General features: G+C 70.8%; 21 protein-coding genes and 4 pseudogenes. 9 read left to right on the top strand and 16 right to left on the bottom strand.

Annotated features, from left to right (window positions below; genetic code table 11):
* Positions 1–55 precede the first annotated feature (55 nt).
* The 3 genes from cydD to RB628_RS24740 all read left to right on the top strand — a co-directional run bounded on the left by cydD (position 56) and on the right by RB628_RS24740 (position 6,412).
* Positions 56–3,637, top strand: coding sequence for a thiol reductant ABC exporter subunit CydD (cydD, locus tag RB628_RS24750; RefSeq protein WP_318322718.1), 3,582 nt, complete (start codon positions 56–58; stop codon positions 3,635–3,637).
* Positions 3,638–3,663: 26 nt separating this feature from the next.
* Positions 3,664–5,241 (top strand): GAF domain-containing sensor histidine kinase, encoded by a 1,578-nt coding sequence (locus tag RB628_RS24745; RefSeq protein ID WP_318322717.1) that lies wholly within the window; start codon positions 3,664–3,666, stop codon positions 5,239–5,241.
* 103 nt (positions 5,242–5,344) lie between these two features.
* Positions 5,345–6,412, top strand: coding sequence for a M23 family metallopeptidase (locus tag RB628_RS24740; protein ID WP_318322716.1), 1,068 nt, complete (start codon positions 5,345–5,347; stop codon positions 6,410–6,412).
* 25 nt (positions 6,413–6,437) lie between these two features.
* On the opposite strand, the gene RB628_RS24735 is transcribed toward RB628_RS24740, so the two are convergent.
* The 6 genes and pseudogenes from RB628_RS24735 to RB628_RS24710 all read right to left on the bottom strand — a co-directional run bounded on the left by RB628_RS24735 (position 6,438) and on the right by RB628_RS24710 (position 11,330).
* Positions 6,438–7,307: an HAD family hydrolase gene (locus tag RB628_RS24735; RefSeq protein ID WP_318322715.1), complete on the bottom strand. Its 870-nt coding sequence runs from the start codon at positions 7,305–7,307 to the stop codon at positions 6,438–6,440.
* Between the two features lie 80 nt (positions 7,308–7,387).
* Positions 7,388–7,753, bottom strand: a pseudogene (locus tag RB628_RS24730) (LLM class flavin-dependent oxidoreductase); the annotation flags it as partial.
* Between the two features lie 56 nt (positions 7,754–7,809).
* Positions 7,810–8,757 (bottom strand): ribosome-inactivating family protein, encoded by a 948-nt coding sequence (locus RB628_RS24725; protein WP_318322714.1) that lies wholly within the window; start codon positions 8,755–8,757, stop codon positions 7,810–7,812.
* Positions 8,758–8,889: 132 nt separating this feature from the next.
* A complete protein-coding gene (locus RB628_RS24720) occupies positions 8,890–10,113 on the bottom strand; it encodes a HAMP domain-containing sensor histidine kinase (RefSeq protein ID WP_318322713.1) in 1,224 nt (407 codons plus the stop codon).
* 36 nt (positions 10,114–10,149) lie between these two features.
* Positions 10,150–10,818: a two-component system response regulator CseB gene (gene cseB / locus RB628_RS24715; RefSeq protein WP_318322712.1), complete on the bottom strand. Its 669-nt coding sequence runs from the start codon at positions 10,816–10,818 to the stop codon at positions 10,150–10,152.
* A 62-nt stretch (positions 10,819–10,880) separates the two neighbouring features.
* The gene (locus tag RB628_RS24710) at positions 10,881–11,330 is read right to left on the bottom strand and encodes a hypothetical protein (protein ID WP_318322711.1); all 450 of its coding nucleotides are present in this window, start codon (positions 11,328–11,330) and stop codon (positions 10,881–10,883) included.
* Between the two features lie 437 nt (positions 11,331–11,767).
* Between RB628_RS24710 and RB628_RS24700 the strand changes: the two are divergent.
* Positions 11,768–12,013: pseudogene (locus tag RB628_RS24700) on the top strand (LLM class flavin-dependent oxidoreductase); the annotation flags it as partial.
* A 33-nt stretch (positions 12,014–12,046) separates the two neighbouring features.
* Here RB628_RS24700 and RB628_RS24695 read toward each other — a convergent pair.
* Positions 12,047–12,949 carry an LLM class flavin-dependent oxidoreductase gene (locus tag RB628_RS24695; protein ID WP_318322709.1) on the bottom strand — a complete coding sequence of 301 codons (903 nt, stop codon included), beginning with the start codon at positions 12,947–12,949 and terminating at the stop codon, positions 12,047–12,049.
* Between the two features lie 300 nt (positions 12,950–13,249).
* On the opposite strand from RB628_RS24695, the gene RB628_RS24690 reads away from it, so the two are divergent.
* The gene (locus RB628_RS24690; protein ID WP_318322708.1) at positions 13,250–14,065 is read left to right on the top strand and encodes a sulfite exporter TauE/SafE family protein; all 816 of its coding nucleotides are present in this window, start codon (positions 13,250–13,252) and stop codon (positions 14,063–14,065) included.
* Positions 14,066–14,174: 109 nt separating this feature from the next.
* Here the strand turns inward: RB628_RS24690 and RB628_RS24685 are convergent, their stop codons facing one another.
* The 4 genes and pseudogenes from RB628_RS24685 to RB628_RS24670 all read right to left on the bottom strand — a co-directional run bounded on the left by RB628_RS24685 (position 14,175) and on the right by RB628_RS24670 (position 17,423).
* On the bottom strand, positions 14,175–15,143 hold the full coding sequence (locus RB628_RS24685) for a lanthionine synthetase C family protein (RefSeq protein WP_318322707.1): 969 nt from the start codon (positions 15,141–15,143) through the stop codon (positions 14,175–14,177).
* A complete protein-coding gene (locus tag RB628_RS24680; RefSeq protein WP_318322706.1) occupies positions 15,140–16,126 on the bottom strand; it encodes a thiopeptide-type bacteriocin biosynthesis protein in 987 nt (328 codons plus the stop codon). Before RB628_RS24680 ends, RB628_RS24685 begins: the two co-directional genes overlap by 4 nt.
* A gap of 63 nt (positions 16,127–16,189) precedes the next feature.
* Positions 16,190–16,282, bottom strand: a pseudogene (locus RB628_RS24675) (hypothetical protein); the annotation flags it as partial.
* A gap of 70 nt (positions 16,283–16,352) precedes the next feature.
* Complete coding sequence (locus tag RB628_RS24670) at positions 16,353–17,423, bottom strand: lantibiotic dehydratase family protein (protein WP_318322705.1); 1,071 nt, start codon at positions 17,421–17,423, stop codon at positions 16,353–16,355.
* Positions 17,424–17,687: 264 nt separating this feature from the next.
* On the opposite strand from RB628_RS24670, the gene RB628_RS24665 reads away from it, so the two are divergent.
* Positions 17,688–18,080, top strand: a complete 393-nt coding sequence (locus RB628_RS24665) for a hypothetical protein (RefSeq protein ID WP_318322704.1) — start codon at positions 17,688–17,690, stop codon at positions 18,078–18,080.
* A 312-nt stretch (positions 18,081–18,392) separates the two neighbouring features.
* On the opposite strand, the gene RB628_RS24660 is transcribed toward RB628_RS24665, so the two are convergent.
* From RB628_RS24660 to RB628_RS24640, 5 genes and pseudogenes are all read right to left on the bottom strand, one after another.
* Positions 18,393–18,836, bottom strand: a complete 444-nt coding sequence (locus RB628_RS24660; protein WP_318322720.1) for a hypothetical protein — start codon at positions 18,834–18,836, stop codon at positions 18,393–18,395.
* 41 nt (positions 18,837–18,877) lie between these two features.
* A pseudogene (locus tag RB628_RS24655) lies at positions 18,878–19,162 on the bottom strand (hypothetical protein); the annotation flags it as partial.
* Positions 19,163–19,185: 23 nt separating this feature from the next.
* Positions 19,186–19,734: an RNA 2'-phosphotransferase gene (locus RB628_RS24650; protein ID WP_318322703.1), complete on the bottom strand. Its 549-nt coding sequence runs from the start codon at positions 19,732–19,734 to the stop codon at positions 19,186–19,188.
* A 173-nt stretch (positions 19,735–19,907) separates the two neighbouring features.
* Complete coding sequence (locus RB628_RS24645) at positions 19,908–21,662, bottom strand: SDR family oxidoreductase (RefSeq protein ID WP_318322702.1); 1,755 nt, start codon at positions 21,660–21,662, stop codon at positions 19,908–19,910.
* A gap of 46 nt (positions 21,663–21,708) precedes the next feature.
* Complete coding sequence (locus RB628_RS24640) at positions 21,709–22,551, bottom strand: M24 family metallopeptidase (protein ID WP_318322701.1); 843 nt, start codon at positions 22,549–22,551, stop codon at positions 21,709–21,711.
* Positions 22,552–22,817: 266 nt separating this feature from the next.
* On the opposite strand from RB628_RS24640, the gene RB628_RS24635 reads away from it, so the two are divergent.
* From RB628_RS24635 to RB628_RS24625, 3 genes are read left to right on the top strand one after another with little or no spacing between them, the layout of a single operon-like run.
* Positions 22,818–23,831 (top strand): ABC transporter ATP-binding protein, encoded by a 1,014-nt coding sequence (locus RB628_RS24635; RefSeq protein ID WP_318322700.1) that lies wholly within the window; start codon positions 22,818–22,820, stop codon positions 23,829–23,831.
* On the top strand, positions 23,821–24,744 hold the full coding sequence (locus RB628_RS24630; protein WP_318322699.1) for an ABC transporter permease: 924 nt from the start codon (positions 23,821–23,823) through the stop codon (positions 24,742–24,744). The genes RB628_RS24635 and RB628_RS24630 overlap by 11 nt, the downstream gene beginning before the upstream one ends.
* A complete protein-coding gene (locus RB628_RS24625; protein ID WP_318322698.1) occupies positions 24,741–25,652 on the top strand; it encodes an ABC transporter ATP-binding protein in 912 nt (303 codons plus the stop codon). The genes RB628_RS24630 and RB628_RS24625 overlap by 4 nt, the downstream gene beginning before the upstream one ends.
* Positions 25,653–25,662: the final 10 nt, after the last annotated feature.

The following is a 25,662-nucleotide window of genomic DNA, read 5'->3' as shown; positions in this document are numbered from 1 at the left end:
GTTTCACGATGTTTCACGTGAAACATCGTGAAACCACCACCCTGGACCGAAGGGCATGTTTCACGTGAAACCAATCGATCCGCGGCTCCTCCGGTACGCCGGTGCCACGCGCCGCTTCCTGCTGGCGGTTGTCGGCCTGGGTGCCGTCGGCGCGGGGCTGGTCATCGCACAGGCCATGCTCATCGCCGAGGTGGTGGTCGGCGCCTTCCAGCATGGTCTGTCGGTCACCGAACTCCGCACTCCCCTGCTGTTGCTGGTGGCCGTCGCCGGTGGCCGGGCCGTCGTCTCCTGGCTCACCGAGCTGGCAGCGCACCGGACGAGCGCGGCGGTGAAGTCGGAGCTGCGCGGGCGATTGCTGGAGCGGTCCGTCGCGCTCGGCCCCGGGTGGCTGAGCGGGCAGCGGACCGGGTCACTGGTCGCCCTCGCGACCCGGGGAGTCGACGCGCTCGACGACTACTTCTCGCGCTATCTGCCCCAGTTGGGGCTCGCGGTGGTCGTACCCGTGGCTGTGCTGGCGCGGATCGTCACCGAGGACTGGGTGTCGGCCGCGATCATCGTCGGCACCCTGCCGCTCATTCCGGTCTTCATGGTCCTGATCGGCTGGGCCACACAGTCCAGGATGGACCGGCAGTGGCGGCTGCTGTCACGGTTGTCGGGCCACTTCCTCGATGTCGTGGCCGGGCTGCCGACGCTGAAGGTGTTCGGCCGGGCCAAGGCGCAGGCCGACTCGATCCGGCGGATCACCGGTGAGTACCGGCAGGCGACCATGCGGACCCTGCGGATCGCCTTCATCTCGTCCTTCGCGCTGGAACTGCTGGCCACGCTGTCCGTGGCGCTGGTCGCGGTGACCATCGGTATGCGGCTCGTGCACGGTGAGATGGACCTGTACATCGGGCTCGTCATTCTCATCCTCGCGCCCGAGGCGTACCTGCCGCTCAGGCAGGTGGGTGCCCAGTTCCACGCGGCGGCGGAGGGGCTGGCCGCGGCGGAGGAGATCTTCGCCGTGCTGGAGACGCCGGTGCCGGAATCCGGGACCGGAGCGGTTCCGGAGGGCGGGGTGGCCTTCGAGGGAGTGACGGTCCGTTATCCCGGGCGGTCGGCGGACGCGGTGGCGGACGTGTCCTTCGCTGTCGAGGCCGGGGAGACCGTCGCGCTCGTCGGGCCGAGCGGTGCGGGCAAGTCGACGCTGCTGTACGCGCTGCTCGGGTTCGTACGGCCGACGGAAGGGCGGGTGTGTGTCGGGGGCGCCGATCTTGCCGGCGTCGACCTGGAGCGGTGGCGTTCGCGGGTGGCCTGGGTGCCGCAGCGGCCTCACCTGTTCGCCGGGTCGATCGCCGAGAACGTACGGCTGGCCCGGCCCGCCGCAGACGACAACGCCGTACGGAGGGCACTGGCCGATGCCGGTGCGCTGGAGTTCGTGGAGGCGCTGCCCAAGGGCGTCCATGCGGTGCTCGGTGAGGACGGGGCCGGGCTCTCCGCCGGGCAGCGGCAACGGCTCGCGCTCGCCCGGGCGTTCCTCGCGGACCGGCCTGTACTGCTGCTCGACGAGCCGACGGCCGCGCTGGACGGGGAGACCGAGGCCGAGGTCGTGGCCGCCGTTCGGCGCCTTGCCGTCGGGCGGACGGTGCTGTTGGTCGTGCACCGGCCGGCGCTGCTGGGGGTGGCCGACCGGGTGGTGCGGCTGGAGGAGGCTGTCCGCCCCGCTCAGCTGCCTCACCCCGAGCAGGCAGGCGGTTCCTTCGGCGGCGACGGGCTCCTCATCGGCACTCCGCGGGGTGCGCAGCTTCCCGCGCCCGACGAGGAAGAACGTGTGCCGGGCGCTCCCGCAGGGCGCCAGGGTGTGCTCGCGCGGGTGCGGGCCATGTCCGGGGCCCGGCGCGGGCGGCTCGGACTCGCGCTGCTGCTCGGAAGTCTCGCGCTCGGCAGTGCCGTCGGGCTCATGGCGACCTCCGGATGGCTTATCTCGCGGGCCTCGCAACAGCCGCCCGTGCTGTATCTGATGGTCGCCGTGACGGCCACGCGGGCCTTCGGGATCGGCCGGGCCGTCTTCCGGTACGCCGAGCGGCTGGTGTCGCACGAGGCCGTGCTGCGGATGCTGGCCGACACCCGGGTCGCCGTCTACCGGCGCCTGGAGCGGCTGGCGCCCGCCGGACTGCGGACGACCCGGCGCGGTGACCTGCTGTCGCGGCTCGTCGCCGACGTGGACGCCCTCCAGGACTACTGGCTGCGCTGGCTGCTGCCCGCCGGGGCCGCTCTCGTCGTCTCCGCCGCCTCCGTCGGGTTCACGGCGTGGCTCCTGCCGGAGGCCGGGGCCGTGCTCGCCGCCGGGCTGCTCGCGGCCGGTGTCGGCGTTCCCCTCGTGACCAGTGCCGTGGCGCGGCGGGCGGAACGCCGGCTCGCCCCGGCCCGCGGGGTACTGGCCACGCACGTGGCCGACCTGCTCACCGGGACCGCCGAGTCGACGGTCGCGGGCGCCCTGAACGGACGTACCGAGCAAGTACGGCAGGCCGACGGCGCGCTCACCCGGATCACCTCGCGAGCCGCGACCGCCACCGCGCTCGGTGACGGACTCACCGCGCTGCTGACCGGACTGACCGTCGCGGCCACCGCTCTCGCGGGCGCTCAAGCGGTCGCCGACGGGCGGCTCGGCGGTGTGGTGATGGCCGTTGTCGTCCTCACTCCCCTGGCCGCCTTCGAGGCCGTCCTCGGACTGCCGCTCGCCGTGCGGTACCGGCAGCGGGTGCGCAGGAGCGCGGAGCGCGTGTACGAGGTCCTGGACGCGCCCGAGCCCGTACGTGAACCGGAACAGCCGCGGCCGGCGCCGCAGTCACCCTTCCCGGTCGTCGTCCAGGGCCTGGCCGCCCGCCATGCCGGACAGGCCCGGGACGCGCTCGCCCGCCTCGATCTGACGATCGACGAAGGGCAGCGGATCGCGGTGGTCGGCCCGTCCGGGTCCGGCAAGACGACCCTTGCGCAGGTGCTCCTGCGGTTCCTGGACGCGGGCGCCGGCTCCTACACCCTGGGCGGCGTGGACGCGTACGCGTTGGACGGTGACGACGTACGGCGCCTGGTCGGGCTGTGCGCCCAGGACGCGCACGTCTTCGACAGCTCTGTGCGCGAGAACCTGCTGCTGGCGAAGAAGGACGCGACCGAGGGCGACCTGCGGGACGCGCTCGCGCGGGTACGCCTGCTGGACTGGGCCGAGTCGCTGCCCGACGGGCTCGACACACTGGTCGGCGAGCATGGGGCGCGGCTGTCCGGCGGACAGCGGCAGCGGCTGGCGCTCGCCCGGGCGCTGCTCGCGGACTTCCCGGTGCTTGTGCTCGACGAGCCCGCCGAACACCTAGACCTGCCGACCGCCGACGCGCTCACCGCCGATCTGGTGGCCGCCACCGAAGGTCGTACGACGCTGCTCATCACCCACCGGCTGGCCGGTCTCGACGCCGTGGACGAGGTGATCGTGCTGGACGGCGGACAGGTCGTGCAGCGGGGGACGTACGCGGAGCTGGCCGCCGTCGACGGGCCGCTGCGGGGGATGGCGGAGCGGGAGGCGGAGTCCGAGCTGTTGGCGCTGGCGGCGGAGGTGCGCTGGTCCCGCCCGTTGGGCAGGGGAGCCGCTCCACTCGACTTTCGGTGACAAAGAGTACTTATTAGGCTCATGGGATGTCCGACCCACCGCTTCGTCCCGAGCCGTGCCTGCCGCAGTTGCTCAAGGCGATGCGAGCCGTCGGGAGCGGGCTCGGGCCCCATGCCACGCTTGAGCGGATCTGCGTGACGGCGGCTGCCCTGGCCGGCGCCGGGCACACGGCCATCGGGATCGCGGCCGAGGACGGTCGTGGCTTCGCCGACTTCGTTCACCACCGCGACGTCGGCGACGGCGCCGAGGAGAACGTCCGTGGGGTCGCGGAGCCGGCCGACGGACACGAAGGGCTGCTGGCGCGCGGCTTTGTCGGCGTTGCGATCAGTGCGCACGGCGAGGTCTTCGGGAACCTGTACCTGGGTGACAAGCACGGCGGCGGGCCGTTCACCGACCACGACCTGACGCTGGTCCGGGTGCTGGCCACCGAGGCGGGCATCGCCATCGGCAACGCCCGCCTGTACGAGGCGGCCCGGCAGCGCGAGCGCTGGATCGACGGGTCCGTGGCCGTGACCACCGCACTGCTCTCGGGCGGAGACATCGGCGACTCCCTCCGGATCGTCGCCGAACAGGCCCGCCGGCTCTCCGGGGCCGCGGCCGGGATCGTACTGCTGCCCGCCGACGAGGGCGGCCTGGAGATCGTCGCCGTGGACGCGGAACGGCCCTCCGACGCGCTCGGCGTCATCGTCCCGCCGGAGAGCGAGGTCGTCGCCGAACTCCTCGACGGCGAGCCGGTGTTCGTCGCGGACGCGGCCACCGACCCCCGGCTGGCTCTCGGCGCCGCCCTCACCCGCGACTACGGGCCCACCATGCTGCTGCCCCTGCAGAGCGACGGCCGCGTCGTCGGCAGCCTCGCCATGCCCCGCGCGCGGGGAGAGCGCGCGTTCACGGAGACGGAGCGCGTGCTCGCCGTCCAGTTCGCCGCGCAGGCCGCGCTCGCGCTGATGATGGCCGAGGCACAGCGTGACCGGGAACGGCTCGCGGTGTACGAAGACCGCGACCGGATCGCCCGTGACCTGCACGATCTCGTCATCCAGCGGCTGTTCGCCACCGGGATGATGCTGGAGAGCGCCCAGCGCGGATCGGTCGCGCCCGGCGTACGGGACGGCGTCGGCAGGGCCGTCGACGAACTCGACGTCACCATCCGGGAGATCCGCACCGCGATCTTCGCGCTCCAGGACGACCCCGGCAAGGTCCCGTCCGAGCTGTCCACCCGGGTGGAGCGGGAGATCCACATGGCCGCCGTGGCGCTCGGCTTCAGGCCCTCGCTCCGGGTAACCGGCCCGGTCGACACCGCCGTGGGTGAGCTGACCGGCAAGAACCTCGTCGCCGCGCTGCGTGAGGGGCTGTCCAACGCCTACCGCCATGCCGGGGCGTCCCGCATCGATGTCGTCGTCGACGCGAAGGTGAACCTGCCGGACGGCCGGCCGGGAGTCCGGCTGACTGTCGCCGACGACGGTGCCGGCATCCCCGAGGGCGGTCGGCGCAGCGGCCTCAGGAACCTGAAACGGCGTGCCGAGTCGCTGGGCGGCGACAGCCGCCACGGACCCGGCATCGGCCCGGACGGCGGCGGTACGACGGTGGAGTGGCAGGCGCCGTACTGATACCTGTCACGGACCCCGTCACTGAGCCGTTCGTGGCAACGGGTCCCCCAGGCGTACGACTTGAACAGGCCTCCGGACCGGTTTGCGGTACACGATCGCTGACATGGGATCACGTCGCCGTCATCCGCTGCTCGTTCCGGCACTGCTGTGCGCGCTCGCGGTCCTGCTCGCCCGGCCCACCGTCGCCTCGGGCGACGGCGCGGGCCCCGGACCTGACTCCGGTACGGACTCGGGCCTCAGTGCCGAGGTGACCCGGCTGTACGCGGATGCCGCCGTGGTGACACAGCAGTACGAGGCCGGACGGCGGGAGGCCGAGGCGGAGGGGGCAAGAGCCCGGCGGTACGAGGAACTCCTCGCCCGTGAACGACGCGACATCGCCGTCCTGCACGAGGACCTGGGCCGTATCGCACGCGGCCAGTACCGCGACGGCGGCGGCCTGCCGCTCACCGCACAGATGCTGTTCGCGGACAGCCCCGAGGAGCTGATGCGCGGTCAGCGGGCCGTGTGGCAGGCCGATCTCGCCGTCAACAACGCGATCGGCAAGAGCCGGCGCGCAGAGGCGCGGCTCGCCGCCGACGAGGCGAAGGCGGCGGCGCAGCGGCAGAAACTGGAGCGGCGGAACGGTGAAATCGCCAAGCTGAAGCGGACGATCGAGGAGAAGCTCGAAGAGGCCCGCTGGACGCTGCAGGGCCGGGCCGACGCCTCGGTCGCGGCGGGCTCGTGCCGGGGCGCCGTCCGGCTCGACCAGCCGGACCCCGGGACCATGCCGGAGTACGTCACGCCCGTGGAGACGTACGAACTCTCCGCGAGTTTCGGCAGCGGCGGCGACCGGTGGGCGAACGGGCACACCGGGCAGGACTTCGCGGTGCCGATCGGCACTCCGGTGCGGGCGGTCGGTGCGGGCACGGTGGTGTCGGTGTCGTGCGGGGGTGCCTTCGGCATCGAGATCGTGATCGAGCATGCCGGGGGCTACTACTCGCAGTACGCGCACCTCGCCGCCGTCACGGTCGACCAGGGTCAGCGGGTGACCCCGGGCCGGTGGATCGGCCAGACCGGCACGACCGGCAACTCGACCGGCCCGCACCTGCACTTCGAGGTACGCGTCACACCGGAACTGGGGTCGGGGGTGGACCCGGCGCCGTGGCTGGCGGCGCGTGGGGTGCAGTTGTAGGAGTTGCGCCCGAGAGGCGGCGCTCTCAGAGGCGTTCCGCGAGCAGCCGCTCGATCACGACGGCCACCCCGTCCTCGTTGTTGGGCGCCGTCCGCCCCGAGGCCGCCGCGAGGACATCGGGGTGCGCGTTGCCCATCGCGTACGACCGGCCCGCCCAGGTGAGCATCTCGACGTCGTTCGGCATGTCTCCGAACGCGACGACCTCCTCGTGCGAGATGCCCCGCTCCGCGCAGGACAGGGCCAGGGTGCTCGCCTTGGAGACACCGGGACCGCTGATCTCCAGCAGGGCGCTGGGGCTGGACCGGGTGACGGTGGCACGGTCGCCGATCGCGATCCGGGCGGTGGTGAGGAACGCGTCGGGGTCGATCGTGCGGTGGTACGCGAGGATCTTGAGCACGGGCTCACCGTCGCTCGGCCCGCCCGGGGCCAGCAGCTTCTCCGCGGGCGCCAGATTGTCCGGCACCTCCATGTGCAGCTTCGGATACTCCGGTTCCTGGTGGAAGCCGTACGTCTGCTCCACGGCGTACACGGTCCCCGGCGCGGCCCCGCGCAGCAGCCGTACGGCGTCCAGCGCGTTGTCCCTGGCCAGCTCCCGCACCTTCACGAAGCGGTGGGAGCCGGGGCCGCCGTGGAGGTCGACCACGGCGGCGCCGTTGCCGCAGATCGCCAGACCGTGACCGTGGACGTGCTCGCTGACGATGTCCATCCAGCGGGCCGGGCGGCCCGTCACGAAGAAGACCTCGACGCCCGCGGCCTCGGCGGCGGCCAGGGCGGCGACCGTGCGCGGGGACACCGACTTGTCGTCGCGCAGCAGTGTGCCGTCGAGGTCGGTGGCGATCAACCGGATGGGCAGGGCGGCGGCGGGCGTCTCGGGCTCTCTGGTCGCTGAGGTCACCCGGCCATTCTCGCGTATGCGCGCGCAGGACCGGGCGGGCGCCCGCACCGGTGACCGGCCCGCCCTGCCGGGAAGGGGCAGCGCAGCTGGGCCAGTGCCTCTGTGGCGATGCGCTCGAAGACCTGCTCGTCGGCCGCGAAGCCGGAGTCGGGGACGGGCCAGTGGATCACGATCTCGGTGAAGCCCAGCTCCTGGTGCCGGCCCGCGAAGTCGACGAACGCGTCCACGGACTCCAGCGGCCGTCCCCGGTCCGGGGTGAACGCGGTGAGCAAAATCCTGTCGAGGCCGCTCAGGTCCCGGCCGATCGCGGCGCACGCGTCGGCCAGCCTCTCGGTCTGCCCGCGCAGGGCCTGGAGCGACTGCTCGGGCGTGCCGCTCTCGTACAGCCGGGGGTCGCCCGTCGTCACCCACGCCTGCCCGTACCGCACGGCGAGCTTCAGACCGCGCGCACGTACGGATCTGTGAGGGCCGAGGGGTGAGGATCCCCTCGGCTACGCGGCGGCTAGAGCTCGCCGTCGTGGCCGCCGGACGAGCTGACGTGCCTGGCTCCGAGTGCCGTGAGAAGGAAGATCGCGGCGGTCGCGGCGTTGTGGACCGAACGGCCGTAGAGGGTCACGTGCCTGCCTCCGTTGTTCCGGAGGATGTCGCTCGCAGCCCCCCAGTTGCGCATGGCGTGCACGTCCTGGTCGGTGAGGGTGTGCTGGTCGGAGTTCCTCCAGTGGGCGTGGACGCTCTCCTCGATCTCTCGGATACGAGCTCCTTCCGCGATGCCGATGATCAGGGTCTGCATCGACCTCGCCCGTGCCTGCTGGCTGGCCGCGGGGTTACGCAGGGTCAGGACAGCGCTCTCGAACGCCGTGTGTCCGAGGTTCACGGTGTTGAGGGCCCTGTTGGCCCAGCGCGGCCCGGACAGGGCGTCGTACCCCTCGGGAAAGCCTGTTGTGACGGAGCTGCCCGAAGGCGTGGCAACGTCGGCAAGGTTGAACGTGTGCCTGTGGCCGCCGTTGATGTAATAGAACTGCACGACGTAGTAGTTGCTGAGGCGGACGACCGCGTGCAGCGCCGGGCCGCCGGGGATCGAGATGGTGATGTCGGCGAACTGGTTGTCCTCGCTCTGGTCGGTGATGTCGATGTTCCGCTGGACGCCGTCCGCGTCCAGGATCCGCCGGCGCTGTGCGTTGGCGTACATACGGGCTTGTGCCCGCAGGTTGCCGATCATGGAGGCGTAGTTGTTGGCGCCCGAGGGCCCTGCCACGAGCGGCCAGTTCATCGCGTGGAACTGCTGTGAGCTGGAGGAGAGTTCGACGTCACCGGGGTTGAGGGTGACACTGTGGGCCGCGTCGGCGTGAGTGGTGTGCGCCTGGGTGAAGCCTTCGAGCGAGGCGCCGCCGATCAGCGTGGCCGCCAGGGCCGCGGGGACGCCGAAGCGCGTGATCACGTTCACGTTCATGGAGTTCGTCTCTCTGTACGTTCCTGCAGCCAGGACCGGTCGTGCGGGTCGGATGAGAGAAACGTAGGAGGCGAACGTCGCCAGGGCCGCTCGGCCGCGTAACGGCTTTCCATCACGGGAGACGGTTCTTTGTCACGTCCCCGTACAGCCGCTGCCGGGCTCACCGGCCGGCAGCCGCAGGACCGCCTCCGCGCCGCCCTCGGGTCGGTTGCGGAAGGACAGGCGGGCGCCGATCAGGCGGGCCTGGCCGACGGCGATGGTCAGGCCGAGGCCCGTGCCGCCGGCCGGGGAGCCGGTGCGGAAACGCTGCGGGCCGGAGGCGTGCAGCACCGCGAGCAGCTCGGGCGGGAAGCCGGGACCGTCGTCGCGGACGCACACCTCCGGTCCGGCGACCTCCACCAGCACGGGCGGGGCGCCGTGCCGGAGCGCGTTGGCGGCGAGGTTGGTGAGGATCCGCTCCACCCGGCGCGGGTCGGTCGTGACGACCGCGTCCCGGACCACGCGGACCTCCACCGCCTCCAGTCCGGTGACCGCGCGCCGGGCCATGGCGCTCATCTGGCGCGGCTCGCACTCCACGACCGCGGCGTCGGCGTCGAGGCGGGCCACCTCCAGCACGTCCTCGACCAGCGTCCGCAGCCTGCGCACGCCGGCGGCCATCAGCTGCGACGCCGGGCCGGGCGGCAGCAGGCCGCTCGCGGTCGCCATGCTCGTGACCGGGGTACGCAGCTCGTGGGCGATGTCGGCGGTCACCCGGCGCTCGGCCTCCAGCCGGGCGCTGAGCGCGTCCGCCATGGTGTTGACGGAGACGGCGAGACGGGCGATCTCGTCGCGGCCGTCCGGAGCGACCCGGGCGCCCAGCTCCCCGTGGGCGATGCGTTCGGCGGTGCGGGCGGCGGCCGTGGCCCGGCGGCCCATCCGCACACCGAGCACCAGGCCGGTCAGGGACGCCACCACGGTGGCGGCCGCGCCCGTGGCGACCAGTGTCCTGTCCAGGTCGGCCAGGGACTGTGCCTCGGGGGCGTAGGAGCGCGACAGCACGAGCACGTTGCGGTCCGACACGCGGGTCGCCGCCCACAACACCGGGTGCGTGCCGCCGGTCTGCAGGTAGGTCACCCGGACCCCCTGGCGCACGGCCTCGGCCACCGGGCCGGGCAGGTTCGGGGGGTCGACGCGGGCCGGGGACTTCCGGGCGGCCGCGTAGTCGTACGCCGCACTCAGAAGCTGCCGGTCCAGGTCCGTGCGGGCGGTGGCCAGCTGGTTCCCGGCGGTGATCCGGTGCACGAGCACACCGATCGCGGCGGCCACGCACACGGCCGTGGTGGCAACGACCAACGCGACCTTCGTACCGACGTTCACGCGGGCCGCCTCTCGACAGGGTGCACGGTGCCGGCCTCAGCCGCGCAGCTTGTAGCCGACGCCGCGGACCGTCTCGACGCGCTCGCGGCCGATCTTGGCCCGCAGCCGCTGTACGCCCACGTCGACCACCCGGGTGTCGCCGGACCAGGCGTAGTCCCACACCCGCTCCAGCAGCAGGTCCCGGGTGAGCACCGTGCCCGGGGAGGCGGCGAACTCCCGCAGCAGTTTCAGCTCCGTGGTGGTCAGGGTGAGGAGCCGGCCGTCCCGGCGCACCTCCAGCGACACCGCGCAGAAGGTCAGGTCCCCGAAGCACAGAGGGCCGGTCGGTGACGGCCGCTCGGCGGGCGCGGCCCGGCGCAGCAGGGCCCGGATGCGGGCCACCAGGACCGGGCCGTCGAAGGGCTTGGTGACGTAGTCGTCGGCGCCCGCCTCCAAGCCCATGACGACGTCCACCGGGTCGTTGCGCGCCGAGATCAGCAGCACCGGTACCCCGGACTCCTCGCGGATCCGGCCGGCCAGGCTCACCCCGTTCAGCCGGGGCAGCATGATGTCCAGCACGGCCACGTCGGGTCTGCGGTCGCGGAACATGTCGAGTCCGGCCACCCCGTCGGCCGCCGTACGGACGCGGTAGCCGTGTGCCTCCAGCGTGAGCCGGGTCGCCTCGCGGATCAGGTCGTCGTCCTCGACCAGCAGAACCTCGTGCATGTGCCTCTTCTCCGGTGCTTGCTCTCCGGGCTCCTCACGGGCGCCCTTCTCTTCGGGCGCGGTCAGGCTGCGGGCACGTGCAACGGCAGGCTGGAGTAGTCCACGGCCCAGTCAGGGGCAGGCGGTCGTACGGCCGTGACGGAGGCGTGGCTGTAGTACGCCGCGTACTGGCGTTTGACGAGGCCGCTGAGCACGACCCTGACCCGGTAGCTCGGCGGCCCGTCGTCGGCACACTGGGGCAGACAGTCCAGGTCGATCACGTAGCCGGTCGCGGTGGCCCGGGGCGATCCCCAGTCCCGCCACGCAAGCCGGTCCAGGGGAGGGCCCTCAACCATGCTGATCAGGTCCGGTCGCTCCCGAGGCACGGCCTGCCAGTCCTCCACGTACGTCGGCCCTGACCAGGGGATACCGGTCGGGGCCAGCCCCTCGACGCGGGGCCCGCTGTCCACCGCGGCGCACCCGGTCAGACAGACGGTCAGCACCGCGCACAGCGCGAAAGGCCGACGACGCATGGGCGTGCTCCTCCCGCACGGAGATCCGTGAAGCCAGTGGGGTGACAGTCCGGTGCCCCGTGAGTGCCGTGAACAAGTACCCTGCCCGTTTCGGGTAAACGGAATATGTCCAGACATGGAACCACGGATGGACGAACCCGGCAGGGGTCTTTCCGCAAGCTGGACATCGCTGTCGTTGTCCGTTTCTTGCGGATCACCGGCGGGAAAGATCAGGCTCGGTCGGGGAGGTCGGGCGTGGCCTGACGGCCTCGCGGCCTTCACCGCCGCCTGGCTGCTGGCCGGAGTCGCCATGCCCGCCACCTTCTACCAGCCCGCCTCGCCGCCCTCACCCGCTGGTGGGGAAGGGACCGCATCCGCGCCCTCACCATCGTCACGCTCGCCGGCGGCCTGGCCGCCACCGTCTTCGCCCCGCTGAGCGCCACCGTAGGCTCCGAGGTATGAGTCTGCGTCTGAGCACCGTGATCCTTCCGTACCGCCGCTGGCGCGAGGGCGGGCGTTCGGCCTGGTCACGGGCCGAGCAGCTCGCCTTCCACGCGGCGTACACCTACGACCACCTGTCCTGGCGTAGCTTCCGCGACGGCCCGTGGTTCGGAGCGATCCCGACGCTGGCCGCCGCCGCAGCCGTCACCGAGCGGTTGGGCTTAGGAACCCTCGTCACATCGGTCAAGGCTTTTTCGCCTATCGCATCCTGACCAGGGGAATACGCTCCCCCAACGTCAGCGGAGCTGCGTCGGAGCCTCCATGGCAATCTGCTCGAAGACTTTCTCGTCCACGGCGAAGTCGGAGTCGGGGATCGGCCAGTGGATCACGAGGTCGGTGAAGCCCAGTTCCTGGTGCTGGCCCGCGAAGTCGACGAAGGCGCCGAGGGACTCCAGCGGACGGCTGCGGTCCGGGGTGAACCCGGTGAGCAGGATCTTGTCGAGCCCGGCTGCGTCCCGACCGATCGCCGCACAGGCGTCGGCCAGCTTCTCGACCTGCCCGCGAAGGGCGCGAACCGACTGCTCAGGAGTGCCGCTCTCGAACAGCCTGGGGTCGCCAGTGGTCACCCACGCCTGCCCGTACCGGGCGGCGAGCTTCAGACCACGAGGCCCGGTGGCAGCCACCTCGAACGGCAACCGGGGCCGCTGCACACACCCCGGAATGTTCCGGGCCTCATGTGCCGAGTAGAAGTCACCCACGTACGACACCGAGTCCTCGGTGAGCAGCCGGTCCAGCAGCGGAACGAACTCCCCGAACCGGTCGGCACGCTCCTGCGGGGTCCACGGTTCCTGCCCGAGCGCGGTGGCGTCGAAGCCGGTACCGCCCGCACCGACCCCCAGCGTCATCCGTCCGCCGGACACGTCGTCGAGGGAGATCAGATCCTTGGCGAGAGTCACCGGGTGACGGAAATTCGGCGATGTGACGAGGGTTCCCAAACGCATGTGCCGGGTAACGGCCGCGGCGGCGGTCAGGGTCGGGACGGCACCGAACCAGGGCCCGTCACGGAAACTCCGCCAGGACAGATGATCATAGGTGTACGCGGTGTGGAAACCGAGTTCCTCTGCGCGCTGCCAGGCCGTACGACCCCCCTCGTTCCAACGGCGGTACGGCAGGATCACGGTGCTCAGGCGCAGTTTCATGCCTCTGAGCCTACGGCGAGACCCGGTCAGACCCAGACACACAAGTCCCAGCGGCCCTGGCAGGGCGGGACAACATCGACTAGGGCCTGCGCCATCACGGACGGGACATGACCCGGCCGCTGGCGTGCCTCGGACTCACGTCATCAACGCCAACGGCTGTACTACGGATGCCGGGAACGGAACCTGACTGCGACTGCATACCGCTCACGCGATGTCGCACCAACACGGTCCCGGTGCCTCCCCCTGAAGTTGCGGGCCGGTGGTAGCAGGCAGGGGTCGCCACCGGGGAGGATTCCTGTCATGACCACTGACCAGCCGCTTGCTCCGCTGCGCTCGGCGCACTCGATGCCCGTGGTGTTCGGCGCAGGGGCAGCCATCGGCGTGCTGGGCGGGATGATCGGGCTGGGCGGTGCGGAGTTTCGGCTTCCGCTGCTGATCAGCCTGTTCGGGTTCGCCGCGCTCTCCGCCGTCATCCTGAACAAGGCGATGAGCCTGGTCGTGGTCCTGACCGCGCTGCCTGCCCGCCTGGCGGCCGTGTCCGCCTCCGAACTGGCCGCGCACTGGCCCGTCGCGGTCAACCTGCTCGCCGGGAGCCTGCTGGGCGCCTGGGCCGGCGCGTCGTGGGCAGTGCGGATGCGCTCCTCCACCCTGTATAAGGTGCTGGCTGCGCTGATGGTGCTGATGGCCGCGGCCCTGCTGTTCACGCACTTCTCGACGCTGGGGACGCTCGACCTGCGGCTGTGGGTGCAGGTGCCGCTCGGGGTGGTGGCCGGGTTCGGCATCGGGGTGGTCGCGGCGATCATGGGCGTGGCCGGCGGCGAGCTGCTGATCCCGACGATCGTGCTGCTGTTCGGGCAGGACATCAAGACGGCCGGAAGCCTCTCCCTGTTGGTGTCGCTGCCGACGATGCTGGTGGCCTTCGCCCGCTACAGCCGCGACGGCAGCTTCGCGGTGCTGGGCGCCAACCGCCGCTTCGCCCTGGTCATGGTTGCGGGCTCGATCGCCGGGGCGGTGCTGGGCGGGCTGGTGCTCGGGGTGTTCCCGGACGTGGTCCTCATTCCCGCGCTGGCCGTGATTCTGCTGGTCTCTGCCGTCAAGCTCGCCCGGCACAACTGAACTTACGACCGCGGGCCGCCTACTCGTCTTCGCTGTCGTCCTCGACGGCGTCCGGATCGCGGAAGGGGCGCAGGCCCTGGCCTGGGCCGCAGCAAGATCAGCGTGCCGGTCATGTCTGCTTGCCCGTCAGGCCGTAGGGAAGGGCGGGGTGGGCGGCGGCGATGGTCAGGAGGCGGTTGTACTTGTGCTGGAGAGGGTCGGCCAGGCAGTCCAGGAGTGCTCGTTCGGCCATGCGTTTGCGGTTGGTGTCGTTGAGGGCGAGGGCGGTGAGTTGCTGGGCGCGGGTGAGGCCGGGGGTGCCGTAGCACCAGGATGGTGCGGCCGGGTGTATGGGGCTCGCGGTGGTGTCGGTGGTCCAGCGTGGCCATCGGGTGCCTCGGTGGTCGTCGACGCGTATCTGGTCCAGCCAGCGGCAGATGCGCAGCATCGCTTCCTGGTGGCCGGGCACGGTGGTGCCGCGCAGGTGGGCGAGTGCGAGGAGGGTCAGGGGCCCGGTGATGCCGTGGGCCAGTCCGGCGTTGGCGTGGCCGTCGGGGGTGGGTGCGTCGAGGTTGACGGGGCTGTGCCCCACCCACCAGCCGGGCCGTGGGTATCCGTCGGGGCCGGGGAGCGGCTCGGTCAGGCGCACCATGTATTCCAGGACGCTTTCGAGTTCTGGGCCGTCGGGGGTGCGGCGCAGGAGGAGGGCTCCGAGGCCGGTGAGGCCGCGCAGTAGGTCGTACTCGGCGAAGCTGGTGGGTCGGCCCTGATCGATACGGGTGTGGGCGGCGTCCAGGCGGGTTCGGGTGTGCGTTGCCACGATGCGGTCGAGGGCGTTGAGGGCGCCGGCGTATTGGTTGCTGTCGGCGGCGGTCAGGTGCAGGACGTATGCCATCGCGGGTGCGCCGAGGAAGAGGCTTGCTTGGTCGCTGTCGATCAGTGGGCCGACGGCGGCGAGTCGACGGTGGACGGCCTGCCACGATCCACGGCCTCGGTGGGCGTGTTCGATGTGGAGCAGGGCGATGCCGAGGGGGCCGTGGGCGAGGGACTGCCGGAAGGCGGTGTCCTGCTCGGGGATGGGTCTGGCGCCGGTGGTCACCGTGGTGCTCCTTCGGTGCGGGCGCTCCAGGACAGGGCGGCGGTGCGGGCCAGGCGGCGGCAGATGGTCTCGTTGTCGGGATGGATGCCGGCTGCCCGGTTGTGGTGCATGTGCAGCAGCGACGGCAGTACGTCGGTGGGTTCAGCGCCGTGGTCGGTGAGGGCGGTGCGGTACGTCTCCAGTGCGGCGCGGCGACTGGCCCAGGCGGTGACGACGCGTTCGCCGCCTGGCAGGGCTCGTAACGCGGCGAAGTCGCTGTCCGGGGCGGTCAGTTGTATGGCCAGTGCTTGGAGATCACGCGAAGGCATCTCGCCTTGCCCCTTGAGCAGGTACTCGATCAGCCAGCGGCGCCCAGCCGCCAGGCTGCCGCTGAACGTGGCGGCGATGTCCGTGAAGCTGGCGGCGGTGACGGCCGGCTGCAGGTGGGGAAGTAGGCCGAGCGTCCGTTGGGCGATTGCGGCGGCGGAGTCGGTGGCGAAGGCGCGCTCGGCGGCGGCCAGGGTGTCGCCGGTGCCGTAGCGGCCGGTCTCCGGTTCGTCGGTGTCCCACTGAATGCTGCGGATCAGTCCGGTGTTGCGGAGTTCTGCCGCCCAGGCTCCGACGTGCTGCGCGGCGGTGCCGAAGGCATCGGGGGCCGGCAGTCGGAGGCGCAGACGCAGGTGGGTGTCCGGATCGCTGTAGCGCGTGTACCACCACAGCGGTTCGCCGCCTGCCCAGTCCTGGAACAGACCGGGCAGGTGCGTGGTCAGGATCTCCGGGACGCGTTCGGGGTGGCAGTAGATCTTCAGGTACGCCCATGGAGAGGTGCCCGGCAGGCGCCCGCTGTCGCGCCGTACGACCGCTGTCGTTCGGGGGTGGTGGACTGCGGGTGGGCGGCTGGAGGCGAACGGCATGGTGATTTCGTGGGCGTGGCCGAGCCAGCCGTATGCCTCGTCCTCGGGGGCTTCGTGCAGTGTCGCGGTGCCGGTGCGCTCCAGCTCCATGCGCAGGAGGTGTCGGTGGGTGGGGTGGTCGAGGACGAGGCGGAGGCGCTGGTCGTCGGAGCCGAGGAAGACGGTGTGGGGTACGCCGTAGCGACAGCGCCAGTCGGTGAAGCGGCGTAGCCGGCCGGGATTGTCGTCGTGGTCGAGGTCGCTCAGTCGCAGGCGCCAGCAGGCGGGCGGGCGAGAGGATGGTGCGGCCGGTGCGGACTTCGGGCAGGAAGGGCAGTCAGGCGGCGGCTCCCCAGGCGAAGGGGGTCAGCACGGCTGTGTGAGAGCGGTGCACCTCGGTGACGAAGCGGACCAACGGGTGGGTGGCGTTGGTGAGTTCGACGGCGTTCATCACCGACGGCTCGATGAGTTTGCCGGTGGCCAGCGAAGTCAGGTAGAAGCGCTTCGAGTCCGCGGTCACCGCGAGGTCGTCCAGGTCGAGCGTGGCGGCGGGGTTGTGTTCGCCCAGCGGCAGCAGGTGGGGCGTGACGGCGAGTGCGCGGCTGACGTTCTGGGTACGGCGGCGCAGCGGCGGGCTGGAGACCTGCGCTCGCTCCGCGTCGGCGGTGAGCGTGGGCAGGGCCGCGTACGCGGCCGTCATGCGGTGGCGGTCGGCTGACTCCAGCATGGCCAGGAACCGGCCTGTCGTCGTGCCCGCCGCTTGGGACAGGCCCGCGATGCGCAGCGCGAACTGCCCCTGCTGCAGGGCGTCCAGGGAGGTGGCGAGCACGGAGAAGCACAGCTCGACATGGGCAGGTACCTGAGTGGCCTCGTCGACGGCGAGCGCGGCAAGATCCTCTTCCGTCAGGACCACCTCGCGTACCTGGTTCGCCGCCGCGTGTTGGGCGAGGGCCAGGAGGTGCTCGTCCCGGCGGGCTGTGCCCTGGACGGGTCGCTTGAGGACGGAGCCGCGATACCCCGCCGGGAAACCGAGGCCGATGTCGGGATCAGTGAGGTCACGGACCGGGACGAGGGCACCCATGCTGTAGCGCTCCAGGAAACGGGCGCGGTAGTCCTGCCAGGCCGGGGGCCCAGCCGGGAACGGCGAGATACGGGCCATGACCTGAAGGGCGTGTTCTGCCACTCGGGCGACCTCGGCGGGCAGGACGACTTCGCAGTCGGGCAGCAGATTCACCACCAGGGTCCGCTCGGTGACGCCGGTCAGGGCTGTCATGCGCTGGGTGGCCTCGGTGCGTAGAGCCCGCTGTTCGTCGGCCGGGGCATGGTTGTGCCGGATCAGAAGCTGAGGGATCTGCCGGAGGGGATGGCGAGGACGGGGGCTTCCGGCACCGGCATCCTTCGTGAACATCTATGAGCGGCAAGATCACGGTTGTTGCCCCAACTCGGCAGGAGACGGTGCTGAAGCGTACGAAGCAAGCACCGTCGCCGTCCGCCTTGCCGGGTACCAGAAAGCAGTCGTACAGACCGTCTGTGTCCGGTGGTTGAGGGGTCGTGTCCGGGCGGTCATCATGATGAGCGGGGAGGGGCGGATGACCGGGAGCGTGAGCGAAGTGTTCGACGGCGCCATGGACGTATTCGTTGTGGCCGTGGCTCTGGAGCAAGGATGGCAGGAGTGAACCGGTCCGTTTCCTGGAGTGAGGCGGCGTTCGTGGCCACGGCCTGCTGGGCGGTCAGCGGTCTCGGATACGGTGTGATCGCCGCCCTCGACGAGCCGCAACTGTCAGTTGCTCCTCTCATCGGGCTGGGGCTTGTCCAGTGGTTCTGGGTGCGCCACCGCTCCTGGTTGTCAGCGGTCTTGGCAGGTCTCGCGGGGGTTGTCGTGCTGTTCGGGCTTGTCGACATCCTGCGGCCGGAGCTGGGCCGGTATGTCGCGGACGCGCTGTCCACGGGGGCCGCGGCGACCGTCATCGTGGCCGTGCTCACGCTGGTGGGACGCGGACGGGGACACGTGATCGCGCGGCAGATCGATAAGCCCGCGCAGGCAGCGAGCCGTCCGCAGCAGTAGCTTCTTCAAGATGAAGATTCGTCCGGGTGCTCAGAAGCTGCCCGGCCACGGGCGCGTCGGACGAGGTGGTTCGCCAGCAACATCACCCAGACCACCAGAAAGAGTGCCGCGACAACTCGCAGCCATGGCTCAGTGCCGCTACTGGCTGCTGTCTACGCATAGAACAAAATACTGAAAACCATCCAGCCCGGGCTATCAAAAAACTTCCTCGCGTTTCGCGACATTCCCGCCTTCCTTCAGTTCTCGCGCGTCCTCTCTGTCAGCCTTGGGTGAGACGGGCGAACGTGGCCGGTTTGGCGCCGGTGTTCACGATCAGGCGGTGGAACCACTCGGGTCCGGGACTGCTCGCGGCGATCCGTACCGCGTCCTGGTGCTGGGTGAGGTGCGGGTCGGTGGTGTCGCCCGCGAGGAGTCGTGCGGCGCATGCGGCGGCTGTGCCCCGGCCAGGGCGGACACGGCGAGAGCGACGGGCAGCGCATACCCCTCCACTCTGCGCCGCCGGACCGACCGGCCGTGCGGCAGCACCAGCTCCACAGACTCGGTCTCGACGCCCGCGGGCGCCACGCCGCCGTCGGCTGCTGACCCCACGGGCTGCCACAGCAGCAGCCGTCCGAGGCGGGCGGGCTCGCCGGGCAGGAACACCGCCGCCCAGCCGCGGTCGAGCAGGGCCGTTGAGAAGGCGGTTGCCTCCGGCGAGGCCAGCGGCGGCGCGACTCTCGTGCCCGTGTGTGGTTCTCGTACGACGACCCGTGCCACGCTCTTTCGCCCCATCGATTCCAGGCGGCCCTCACCGCGCCCGGGACGTCGGGGCACTCGACGCCCTCGACAGTGATCAGGGCGTCGTCGTCGGGGAAGAGGCGGACGGCCACCCGGGGGACTCCGCCGAGCTCGGCGAAGGCCTCGTGCGGGAGGGAGCCGTCCGGGTCCGTGGTGACGCCGATGTCCGCGGCCGTACGTCGCGAGGTCTGGTCGGCGCCGATGTCGTGGCTGACCTCGATCTCACGGGCGTACTCGGCGGCGAGGGCGCCCAGGGCGGTGACGGCGGCCTCGGTGGAGGGCAGGTGGTCCATGCCCTCGATCATGTCGTTGTCCCGGTCGTGCGGTGTCAGTGCGGGCCGGAGAATCGCAGATAGCGCGGTGCTACGGACTCCGTGAGCCACACGCCGTTCGCGCTGACGTGGAAGAGGCGGCCGTCGCGGTGCATGGCGGCCGAGTCCACCGAGAGCACCACGGGCCGTCCTCGGCGGGCGCCGACCCGGGTCGCGGTCTCGCGGTCGGGCGAGAGGTGCACGGCGTGCCGGTTCATGGGCCGCAGGCCCTCGGCGCGGATCGCGTCCAGGAAGCGGTTCACCGTGCCGTGGTAGAGGTACGGCGGAGGAACCGCCGGGGACAGTCCGAGGTCGACCTCGACGCTGTGGCCCTGGCTGGCGCGGATACGGGTGCCGTCGATCGCGAAGCGTCTTTTGTCGTTGGCGGCGACCACATGGTCCAGTTCGTCCGGGGTGATCCGGAAGCCGTGGGATGCGGCCGCCGCGAGCAGCGTGTCGATCTCGACCCAGCCGGCCTCGTCGAGTGTGAGCCCGATCCGCTCCGGCTGGTGCCGCAGATGCTTCGACAGGTACTTCGACACCTTGATGGTGCGTCCTTCATCCATCTCGTCAGGGTGCCGGGCGAGACCGTGATCACGCATTTGATTTTGGTCCGGAGGTTTGATCCACAGCCAAGTGCAGTTATCCACAGGGGAATTGGAGAAACTGTGGACAACCGGACGACGTTTCAAGGACTTTGGTCAACTTGATTACATTTGTACCTATTTGGGGTGGTCGGTCACAGTGGTGGGTCCAGCCGCGCCAGCGCCCTCAACGCCCTCGGCATGAAGCGGGACATGAGATGCGCACCCCGGGCCTCCGGGGTCACCGGGACGACCGCATCGTTGCGGACCACCGCACGCAGGATCGCTGAAGCCACCTTCTCCGGCGGGTAGTTGCGCAATCCGTACAGCCGCGCCGTCCGCTTCTGCCGACGGGCCTGTTCCTCGGCGTCGACTCCCGTGAACCGCGCGGTCGTTGTGATGTTGGTGTTGACGAACCCGGGGCAGATCGCCGAGACGCCGATTCCCTGGTTCGTCAGCTCGGCGCGCAGACACTCGCTGAGCATCAGTACCGCGGCCTTCGAAGTGCTGTACGCGGGCAGCGCCTTGGAGGGCTGGTACGCGGCAGCGGACGCGATGTTCACGATGTGGCCGCCCTGTCCGCGCTCGGCCATCTGCTTCCCGAAGAGCCGGCAACCATGGATCACCCCCCACAAGTTGACGTCCAGGACCTTCTTCCAGTCCTCCGGGGTCGTGTCGAAGAAGGACCCGGAGAGCCCGATCCCCGCGTTGTTCACCAGCACGTCCACGACGCCGTACTCGGTGGCGACCTTCTCGGCGAGCTTCTCCATCGCCTGTTCGTCCGTGACGTCGACCGGCTCCGCCCAGGCTTCCGGGGCGCCGACAAGACGGGCCAACTCGGCCGTACGGGCGGCGCTTTCGGCGTCCCGGTCGACGGCCACCACGCGGGCGCCCGCCTCGGCGAACGCGAAGGCCGTGGCACGTCCGATGCCGCTGCCCGCCCCGGTGACCAGGACGAGCTGCCCGCCGAAACGCTCTGCGTACGCGCCCGTTGCCGTCGCCGGAAGCCGTCCGTCCTCGTTGGCGGTCACGAACTCCCCGATCCAGGCAGCCACCTGGTCGGGACGGGTGCGCGGGATCCAGTGCCTGGCATCGAGCGTGCGGCGCACCAGCCGGGGCGCCCACCGCTCCAGTCCGTCGGTCAGCGACTCGGAGAGGAACGCGTCCCCCAGGGGCGTGATCAGCTGCACGGGCGCGTGTGCGTACGCGTCCGGACGCGGCCTGCGCAGCCGGGACCGTACGTTGTCCCGGTACAGCCAGGCGCCGTTGGCCGCGTCGGTGGGCAGGGTGGTGGTCGGGTAGCCGGCCGCGGAGACCCTTTCGAAGCGGGCCAGCAGCTTCGGCCAGCGTTTGCCGAGCGGGCCGCGCCAGGCGAGTTCGGGCAGCACAGGTGTGTGCAGCGCGTACACGTACCACGACTTGCTTCCCTGTCCCAGGAGTTGGGCGACCGCGCGCGGAGTGGGCCGTTTCAGGCGCCCCTTCGTCCAGTGGCCGAGGTGGTCCAGGGACGGCCCGGACATCGACGTGAAGGACGCGATCCGGCCCTCGGTGCGCGCGACGGTGACGAACTCCCAGGACTGCACCGAGCCCCAGTCGTGCCCCACCAGGTGCACCGGCCGGTCCGGGCTGACCGCGTCCGCGACCGCCAGGAAGTCGTCGGTCAGCTTCTCCAGGGTGAAGCCGCCGCGCAACGGAAGCGGTGCCGTGGAGCAGCCGTGGCCCCGCACGTCGTACAGCACCACGTGGAAGCGGTCGGCGAGGCGTGCGGCGACCTCGGACCACACCTCCTTGGTGTCCGGATAACCGTGCACGAGGATCACCGTCGGGCCGGCCGGGTCACCCAGCTCGGCGACACACAGCTCGATCCCGCCCGTCCGCACCTGGCGCTCACGCGCCCCGTCGAGAGTCACTCGTCCTCCGCCCCGCGCTCACGCGCGCCCTCGGGGATCACGACCGTCACTTCGCCTCCGCCCAGCGCCGCACATGCGGCAGATCGTCGTCCAGCCAGAACGCGCTCTCCTGCGGGTCCGTGGAGTCCGTGACGACCAGGATCTCCTCGAACTTCGCCCCCGTGCCCCGGAATCCGAGATGAGGCTCGACCGCCCACAGGCCCGGCTGCGGCGGATGGCCGGAGAAGCGGTACGGCGACCACAGGGGCGACCAGCCCTCGCGATGTCCGCGCAGCGCGTCCCCCGCCAGCCCCTTCAGGGACTGCGTGCCGAACCCGAAAAGCCTGGGTGACCAGGGCCGCTCCTTCACCCGGTCGACCTTGTGCGCGATCACCCCGAAGGGGTACGCGCGATGCCGGTTGGCATAGCCCTGGCGGACCATGAGGCGGTCCACGTCCTCGTAGATCTCGCGCAGCGGGCGCCGCTCGCGCACCTCGCGCAGGATCAGCTCCCGGTGCGCCTCCAGGTCGGCCATCAGCCTGTCCTGCACCGGGTTGACGCCGAGCGAGCCGGAGTAGCCGATGTCCGCCGCGAAGCCCCGGTGGACCGGCGCCAGGTCCAGGATGAACGGCATCCCGGGCTCCAGCCTGCGGCCGGTCGGGAAGAACTGGAGCGGGATGCGGAAGTTAACGAACGCCGTGCGGTCCCCGAACCAGGCGAACGGCAGATGGAACCAGTCCCGCACGCCCCGCTCGCGCAGCCACTCCCGCTGCATCCGGGCCGCCTCGCGCTCGGTGATCCCCGGCTCCAGCCGCGCCGCGACGGCCTCGGCGCACTCGTACGCCAGCCGTTGCACCCGCCGGAACCCGGCCAGTTCCTTGGCGAGTCCGTCCGCCTCCGCCGTCGTCATTGCCGCCGCCCACCGTCCCCATCGACCGCGCTACGCGCCCGTAACTTGACCCTCGCGAATCTGACACTTGTTAGAGCCCGCGTCAACAGTCGAACGTCTGTCTGTGGACAACCACGCCGTCGTCTCCTCTGATGTCCCTGCGATGTGGAAAAACAGAGGCGGGTTGTTCGACCTGAGGGTGACCCCTACGGGCCCGTACGACTGAAGGTGGATGCCGAGACAGCTCTTCGGGTTGACGACCCGGTGTGGTGTGCGCCACTACCGTCATGGACGTGACTGTGATCGCGACCGAAAGCCTGAGCAAGCGGTTCCCCCGGGTGACCGCGCTCGACCGGCTCTCCATGGACATCGGACCCGGTGTGACCGGACTCGTCGGTGCCAACGGCGCCGGCAAATCCACCCTGATCAAGATCCTGCTGGGGCTGTCTCCCGCCACGGAGGGCCGGGCCGCGGTGCTCGGACTCGACGTCGCCACCGAGGGCGGCGCCATCCGTGAGCGGGTCGGCTACATGCCGGAGCACGACTGCCTGCCGCCCGACGTCTCGGCCACCGAGTTCGTCGTGCACATGGCGCGCATGTCGGGGCTCCCGCCTGCCGCCGCCCGTGAGCGGACCGCGGACACCCTGCGCCATGTCGGCCTGTACGAGGAGCGCTACCGTCCCATCGGTGGCTACTCGACCGGCATGAAGCAGCGTGTGAAGCTCGCCCAGGCCCTGGTCCACGACCCGCAGCTGGTCTTCCTGGACGAGCCGACCAACGGCCTCGACCCGGTGGGCCGCGACGAGATGCTCGGCCTGATCCGCCGTATCCACACCGACTTCGGCATCTCGGTCCTGGTCACCTCGCACCTGCTCGGCGAGCTGGAGCGGACCTGTGACCACGTGGTGGTCGTCGACGGCGGCAAGCTCCTGCGCTCCAGCTCCACCACGGACTTCACCCAGTCCACGGCCATCCTCGCCATCGAGGTGACCGACACCGACGAACACCCGGACGGCACCCGCGCGGTGCGCGACGCGCTCCACGCGCGCGGGGTGGACACCCACGAGGGCAGCGGCCTGCCCGGCGCCGGACACATCCTGCTGCTCACCGCCCAGGGCGAGGACACCTACGACCTCGTACGGGACACCGTCGCCGACCTGGGCCTCGGTCTGGTGCGCATGGAACAGCGCAGGCACCACATCTCCGAGGTCTTCACCGACAGCGACGAACAGCAGCGCGCCGCACAACAGAACACCGCACAGCACAGCGCGGGAAAGGAGGCGGTCGGCCATGGCGGTTGAGCAGACCCCGGCACAGGCGGGCGCCCAGTCCCGCATCCACAACATCGGCTACCGCTCGTACGACGGCCAGCGCCTCGGCCGCGCCTACGCCCGCCGCTCCCTCTACTCGCAGTCCCTGCGCGGCGCCTACGGCCTCGGCCGCTCGGCCAAGTCCAAGGTTCTGCCGATGCTGCTCTTCGCGGTCATGTGCGTCCCGGCGGCCATCATGGTGGCGGTCTCGGTCGCCACCAAGGCCAAGGAACTGCCCGTCGAGTACACGAGCTACGCGATCATCATGCAGGCGGTCATCGGCCTGTACGTCGCCTCGCAGGCGCCCCAGGCCGTCTCCCGGGACCTGCGCTTCAAGACCGTACCGCTGTACTTCTCGCGCCCGATCGAGACCGCCGACTACGTACGGGCGAAGTTCGCGGCGCTGGCCTCGGCCCTGTTCCTCATCACCGCGGTGCCGCTGGTGGTGCTCTACGGGGGCGCCCTGCTGGCCAAGCTCGACTTCATCGACCAGACCAAGGGATTCCTTCAGGGGCTCGTCTCCGTGGCAATGCTCTCGCTGCTCTTCGCCGGTATCGGCCTCGTCATCTCGGCGGCCACCCCGCGCCGCGGCTTCGGCATCGCGGCCGTCATCGCGGTACTGACCATCTCCTACGGGGCGGTGTCCACGCTTCAGGCCATCGCCGACGCGCAGACCATGGGAGACGGGCAGGGGAGCTCGAGCGTCGCCCCCTGGATCGGCCTCTTCTCGCCCATCACGCTCATCGACGGGGTGCAGACGGCCTTCCTGGGCGCGACGTCCGCCTACCCCGGAGGGGTAGGCCCCAGCACCGGCGAAGGCGTGGTCTTCCTCCTCGCCGTCCTGGGTCTCGTCGCCGGCTGCTACGGCCTTCTGATGCGCCGCTACCGAAAGGTCGGACTGTGACCACGCTCAACATCGACCACGTCTCGCGCTGGTTCGGCAACGTGGTGGCGGTCAACGACATCACCATGACGATCGGACCCGGCGTCACCGGCCTCCTCGGCCCCAACGGCGCCGGAAAGTCCACCCTCATCAACATGATGGGCGGCTTCCTGGCCCCCTCCACCGGCACCGTCACCCTCGACGGACAGCCCGTGTGGCGCAACGAACAGATCTACAAGCACATCGGTATCGTGCCCGAGCGCGAGGCGATGTACGACTTCCTCACCGGCCGCGAATTCGTCGTCGCCAACGCCGAGTTGCACGGACTGGGCGCCAAGGCGGCGCAGCGGGCGCTCGCCACGGTCGAGATGGAGTACGCGCAGGACCGCAAGATCTCGACGTACTCCAAGGGCATGCGCCAGCGCGTCAAGATGGCGAGCGCGCTCGTCCACGACCCGTCGCTGCTCCTGCTCGACGAACCCTTCAACGGCATGGACCCGCGCCAGCGCATGCAGCTCATGGACCTGCTGCGCAGCATGGGCGCCGAGGGTCGCACGGTCCTGTTCTCCTCGCACATCCTCGAAGAGGTCGAACAGCTGGCCGCCCACATCGAGGTCGTCGTCGCCGGACGGCACGCGGCCAGCGGCGACTTCCGCCGTATCCGCCGCCTGATGACCGACCGTCCGCACCGTTACCTCGTCCGCTCCAGCGACGACCGCGCCCTCGCCGCCGCGCTGATCGCCGACCCGTCGACCTCCGGCATCGAAGTGGACCTCGCGGAAGGCGCGTTGCGCATCCAGGCCGTCGACTTCGGCCGCTTCACCGCCCTGCTGCCCCGTGTTGCCAGGGATCACGGCATCCGGCTGCTCACGGTCTCGCCTTCCGACGAGTCCCTCGAATCCGTGTTCTCGTATCTCGTCGCCGCGTAGGAGGCCGACT

The organism is Streptomyces sp. ADMS, assembly GCF_033441795.1.
In the GTDB taxonomy this organism is placed as follows: Bacteria; Actinomycetota; Actinomycetes; order Streptomycetales; family Streptomycetaceae; genus Streptomyces.
This window is presented reverse-complemented; position numbering and strand designations above follow the sequence as displayed.

Bases quoted from the DNA above. Each gene is read 5' to 3' on its own strand.
- RB628_RS24710 (WP_318322711.1), bottom strand. From the start codon at position 11,330: ATGCGTCGTCGGCCTTTCGCGCTGTGCGCGGTGCTGACCGTCTGTCTG.
- RB628_RS24640 (WP_318322701.1), bottom strand. From the start codon at position 22,551: ATGACGACGGCGGAGGCGGACGGACTCGCCAAGGAACTGGCCGGGTTC.
- RB628_RS24725 (WP_318322714.1), bottom strand. From the start codon at position 8,757: ATGAACGTGAACGTGATCACGCGCTTCGGCGTCCCCGCGGCCCTGGCG.
- cydD (WP_318322718.1), top strand. From the start codon at position 56: ATGTTTCACGTGAAACCAATCGATCCGCGGCTCCTCCGGTACGCCGGT.
- RB628_RS24740 (WP_318322716.1), top strand. From the start codon at position 5,345: ATGGGATCACGTCGCCGTCATCCGCTGCTCGTTCCGGCACTGCTGTGC.
- cseB (WP_318322712.1), bottom strand. From the start codon at position 10,818: ATGCACGAGGTTCTGCTGGTCGAGGACGACGACCTGATCCGCGAGGCG.
- RB628_RS24635 (WP_318322700.1), top strand. From the start codon at position 22,818: ATGGACGTGACTGTGATCGCGACCGAAAGCCTGAGCAAGCGGTTCCCC.
- RB628_RS24630 (WP_318322699.1), top strand. From the start codon at position 23,821: ATGGCGGTTGAGCAGACCCCGGCACAGGCGGGCGCCCAGTCCCGCATC.
- RB628_RS24670 (WP_318322705.1), bottom strand. From the start codon at position 17,423: ATGTTCACGAAGGATGCCGGTGCCGGAAGCCCCCGTCCTCGCCATCCC.
- RB628_RS24695 (WP_318322709.1), bottom strand. From the start codon at position 12,949: ATGAAACTGCGCCTGAGCACCGTGATCCTGCCGTACCGCCGTTGGAAC.
- RB628_RS24745 (WP_318322717.1), top strand. From the start codon at position 3,664: ATGTCCGACCCACCGCTTCGTCCCGAGCCGTGCCTGCCGCAGTTGCTC.
- RB628_RS24680 (WP_318322706.1), bottom strand. From the start codon at position 16,126: ATGGAGCTGGAGCGCACCGGCACCGCGACACTGCACGAAGCCCCCGAG.
- RB628_RS24650 (WP_318322703.1), bottom strand. From the start codon at position 19,734: ATGGATGAAGGACGCACCATCAAGGTGTCGAAGTACCTGTCGAAGCAT.
- RB628_RS24690 (WP_318322708.1), top strand. From the start codon at position 13,250: ATGACCACTGACCAGCCGCTTGCTCCGCTGCGCTCGGCGCACTCGATG.